Source organism: Parvibaculum sp. (assembly GCF_035511255.1).
In the GTDB taxonomy this organism is placed as follows: Bacteria; Pseudomonadota; Alphaproteobacteria; order Parvibaculales; family Parvibaculaceae; genus Parvibaculum.
The window spans coordinates 1-3758 of sequence record NZ_DATKFR010000257.1 but is presented as its reverse complement, the minus strand read 5'-3'; the positions used below and the strand labels follow the sequence as shown (position 1 = coordinate 3758).

General features: G+C 64.8%; 5 protein-coding genes. 2 read left to right on the top strand and 3 right to left on the bottom strand.

The window, feature by feature from the left end; all coding sequences use genetic code 11:
• Positions 1 to 1038 (top strand): acyl-CoA dehydrogenase family protein (locus VMR03_RS10250; RefSeq protein WP_325404849.1); only part of this gene is annotated, 1038 nt, incomplete at its 5' end.
• Here VMR03_RS10250 and VMR03_RS10245 read toward each other — a convergent pair.
• Positions 1035 to 1514 carry a hypothetical protein gene (locus tag VMR03_RS10245; RefSeq protein ID WP_325404847.1) on the bottom strand — a complete coding sequence of 160 codons (480 nt, stop codon included), beginning with the start codon at positions 1512 to 1514 and terminating at the stop codon, positions 1035 to 1037. The two genes, VMR03_RS10250 and VMR03_RS10245, sit on opposite strands and share 4 nt — an antisense overlap.
• A gap of 20 nt (positions 1515 to 1534) precedes the next feature.
• Complete coding sequence (locus VMR03_RS10240) at positions 1535 to 2467, bottom strand: alpha/beta hydrolase (protein WP_325404845.1); 933 nt, start codon at positions 2465 to 2467, stop codon at positions 1535 to 1537.
• A gap of 135 nt (positions 2468 to 2602) precedes the next feature.
• On the opposite strand from VMR03_RS10240, the gene VMR03_RS10235 reads away from it, so the two are divergent.
• Entirely contained in the window at positions 2603 to 3391 is a 789-nt protein-coding gene (locus tag VMR03_RS10235; protein ID WP_325404843.1) for an SDR family oxidoreductase, read from the top strand.
• Here the strand turns inward: VMR03_RS10235 and VMR03_RS10230 are convergent.
• Positions 3392 to 3758: energy transducer TonB (locus tag VMR03_RS10230; protein WP_325404841.1), on the bottom strand; the 367-nt coding region annotated here is incomplete at its 5' end.

Genomic DNA, 3758 nt, shown 5'->3' with positions numbered 1-3758 from the left:
GTCGAGGCGCTGCGAATGGCGGCGGCGGAAGGGCTCCTCGGGCTCGAAGTGCCGGCGGCGCAGGGTGGGCTCGGCGGGCGTTATCTGCTGAAACTCGCCATTGCCGAGGCGATGTCGCGCGCGGACATGGCCTTCACCTTTTCGATGATCAATACGCATAACGTCGCCGCGAAACTTGCACAGAGCGTTGTCGCGACACATCGCGAGGTTCATGTGCCGGCGCTGATGCGCGGCGAGATTTTCGGCGCGACGGCGCTGTCGGAGCCGGGCGCCGGCAGCGACTTCGCGTCGATCAAAACCGCCGCGCGCAAGGTCGATGGCGGCTGGCGCCTTTCGGGCGAAAAAGGCTGGATCACCAACGCGCCCGTCGCCGATCTCTTCGTCACCTATGCGCAGACCGACGCGAGCGCCGGCTGGCGCGGCATCGGCTGCTTCCTCGTCGACGCGCGGCGCGACGGGTTCCGCCGCGCCGATGCCTATTCGCTGCTCGGCGGACATGCGATCGGGGCGGGCGGCTTCGCGCTCGACGAGTATTTCGTGCCCGATGAGGACATGCTTGCCGGCCCCGGCATGGCGTTCAAGCTGGCGATGCAGAGCGTGAACGGCGCACGCGTCTATGTGGCCGCGATGTGCGCGGGGCTCCTCGCTTCGAGCCTCGAAACGGCGCTTGCCTATGGCGCAAAGCGGCAGGCCTTCGGCAAGTCGCTGATCGAGCATCAGGGCCTGCGCTGGTCGCTCGCCGATGTGGCAACCGACCTCGAAGCCCTGCGCGCGCTGACGCGGGAGGCGGGCAGGCTCATCGACCGCAATGAAGATGCGGTGATGGCGGCGGCGCATGCCAAGAAATTCGCGGGCCGCATCACCCTCGCCCGCATCGGCGATTGCATTCAGGCGATGGGCGCGAAGGGCCTCTCCGAGGCCTTCCCGCTCGGCCGGCACATGGCCTGCGCGAAGATCGCGGCCTTCACCGACGGCTCGACCGAGATGATGCAGGAACGCATCGGCGCTGGACTGATGACGAGTTACTGTAAGGTTTAAACCAAATCAAAAGATCGCTTCACCAATCTGCTTTCTTCCATCTGGAAACACAGATGGCATGGCTTTTGTCTTTCGAACCAATGATGGCTCTGGATCAGGAATGCTTCAATCAATTCAAACATCGTCCTGCTCCTCTCGGCCAACATTTCTTCTGCGTGATCTATGACCATGATCAGTCCGCCAGCATTTCTTGAAAGGGTAATCAGATCGTCCATGAAAGGGATCCAAGGCGATATTCTTTTGGTTGATCGCGCCTCCTCTCCATAGGGCACGTTCTCCAATCGCAACTCCCGACCAATGATGTCCGGCATGCGTTGTCGATCATCCGCATTCAGATGCCGATAGTCGACATAAGCGAGCCTGACGCCTTTCCGCTTCCATTCGGCGGCCGGCCAAATGTCCTCGTCATCGAGGTGATCGGCGTAAATAAAATGGACGCAATGCGAAGACATGCGCATAAGCGAATGATAAACCAAATTGGACTCCCTTACGCCGGCTAATCGCTCAACCGCGCGTCGAGGTCGAGCATCTCGCGGCGGACGGCTTCGGGAAATTCCATCGGCAGGAAATGCGTGGCGCGGCCGATGCGGAGCAGCGTCGCCTGCGGATCGCGGCGGCCGAGAAGTTCGGGCGCCGGCGCACGGCAGGTAGAGGTCGCGCCGGCATGGATCAGCGTCAGCGGCACTTTCAGGCGCGCGATGTCGGCCCAGATATCGTGATCCTGCGCGCGGAAATTCGCCGCCTCCCAGGCGGGCGCGCAGGCGAGCTCGACCTGACCGTCCTCGCGCAGCCTCGTGCCGCCCTCGACGTAATCGGCGATGACCTCGTCGGGCCAGGTGCGGAACGCGCCCCGTCCCTTGTAGGCCTTGGCCATGGTGGCGCGATCAGGAAAGACGGCGCGGCGGCGCTCGGCGCCATCGGCGAGCGAGAGCGGCCCGCCCTTCCGGCCAAACATGCGGTAGGCCTGCATCATCAGGCGGGCGCGGCGCGGCACCATGACCGGATCGACGAGAATGAGGCCGCGAACGAGATCGGGCCGCTCGGCGGCGACCATCAGGCTTGTCGTGCCGCCCATCGAATGGCCGCCCAGAAGAACCGGGCCGCCCGCCTCTGCGGCGAAGCTCTCGACGAAGCGGATCAGATCGTCGCGGAAGATCGTCCAGCGGCGATGATCTGCCGGATTGGCGAGAAGCCGCGTGGCCCCATGTCCACGCGCATCCCAGGCGCGAATGTGGAAGCGGCCCGCGAGCGGCGACAGCAGGCGATTATAGGTCATGCCATTGAAGCCATTGGCATGGGCGAAATGCAGCGCCGGCAGGTGCCTGCCCTGCTTCCATTCGAGGAAAGAGACCGCGCCGTCCTCGAGTTCGAGCGTGCGGCGGATAGGTGGCGCCTCGTTGAGATGGATGCTCACGCTCGACGCGGTCATGGAGGCACTTCCCTGCTTCAATGTCTGGTTCGCGCAAGTCTAGGCCGGCGGCCAATGTCGCGACAAGCAAGGCTTGACGCGGGCGCGGGCAAGCCCTGCACTGTCCTCAAATCCATTTGAACAGGGGAAGGCGCCATGGAACTGGAACTCAAGGGAAAGACGGTCTTCGTCGCGGGCGCGAGCCGGGGCATCGGCTTCGGCATGGCACGGGCTTTCGCAAAAGAGGGCGCCCGCGTCGCCCTGACCGGTCGGGGAGAGGCGGCGCTCGACGCGGCGAAGGCGGCACTCGTCGCCGAGGGCATTCCGGCGGAGCACCTCCTCACCGTCGCGGGCGACATGACGCAGTCCGCCGATCTCGCGGCGGCGCTCGACGCAACGGAAGCGCGGCTCGGCCCCCTTCATACCGTCATTGCCAATGTCGGCATGTCGAAGGCGCCGATGGGTTTCGACGTGTCGGACGAATTGTGGGATGCCGACATTCTGCAAAATCTCTCGGGCTCGTTCTTCCTCGCGCGCGAAGCGCTGAAGCGCATCCTGAAGCGGTCGGCGGCGGAACGCCAGGGCGCGAATCTGATTTTCATTTCGTCGATCGCCGGCGTCGACGCGCTCGGCACTTCCGTCACCTATGCGGCGTCGAAGGCGGCGGTCAACCACGTCACGCGGTCCTTGTCGAAGAGCGTCGGCAAAGAGGGCATCCGCATCAACGCGATCGCGCCGGGGAACATCCTTTTCGACGGCGGCGTCTGGGACAAGAACACCAGGGAACGCCCAGACGACTGGGCGCGCTGGATCAAGCGCGAAGTGGCGCTGCGCCGTTTCGGCAAGGTCGAGGAGATCGCCGATGCGGCGCTCTTTCTCGCAAGCCCCCGCGCGAGCTTCATCACCGGGGCGGTGCTGGTCGTCGATGGCGGTCAGGTGAAATGATCAGCGGAAGTTGAAGGGAATTTCGAAAACGAGATCCTGCGGCGCGAGGCCCGAAGGCGGCGGATCGAAGGGAGCGGCACTCTCTATGGTGCGGAGCGCCATTGCGTCGAGTTCCGGATTGCCGCTCGATCTTGCGATGCGGATCGCGGCGATGGCCCCCTCGCCCGTCAGCGCGAAATTCACATAGGCCGTGCCGGGAAGGTGAATGCCTTTCGGCTTGCGCTCAGCGATGCGCCGCCAGACGAGGCTGCCATAGGCGCGGATGCCGGCGGCGCGGGTTTCGGCCGAGATCGAGGGGGCGGACGGCGCTTCCACGGGCGGCATCGGCGCGGGAGAGGCCAGGCGGAAGGCGGGCGCGTTTCGCGGC